Source organism: Pseudoalteromonas sp. SIMBA_162 (assembly GCF_046535955.1).
GTDB lineage: Bacteria > Pseudomonadota > Gammaproteobacteria > Enterobacterales > Alteromonadaceae > Pseudoalteromonas > Pseudoalteromonas marina.
In genome coordinates this window covers 1-249 of record NZ_JAWJBQ010000897.1, presented here as the reverse complement: position 1 = coordinate 249, position 249 = coordinate 1, and the positions used below count along the sequence as shown (strand labels likewise).

1 protein-coding gene is annotated in these 249 nt (G+C 60.2%); it reads left to right on the top strand.

Translation table 11 applies throughout. The annotated features are described in order from the left end of the window. Positions 1 to 20: 20 nt before the first annotated feature. Positions 21 to 249: hypothetical protein (locus R0J88_RS22310; RefSeq protein ID WP_410901216.1), on the top strand; the 229-nt coding region annotated here is incomplete at its 3' end.

Sequence of the window (249 nt, the reverse complement as noted above, 5' to 3'; positions counted from 1 at the left end):
CCTATCTTGAGGTGTCATCGATGAAAGCCTGGATCTGCCTGCCCCTGATTGCGTTGGTATTGACCGGTTGTGCAGGCAAGACTGCCTACCGTGACAGTTGCGGCACGCAGCTGGACGCTGCCTGGCACGAGCTGGACCTGGCCAAGGCCGAAGGTTTCGCTGGCACCGTGAGTTACTCCAAGGCGTTGTCGCTGCTGACCGGCGCCAAGACCCAGCAGCAGTTCGAAGCCTTCGAAGGCTGCACCAACA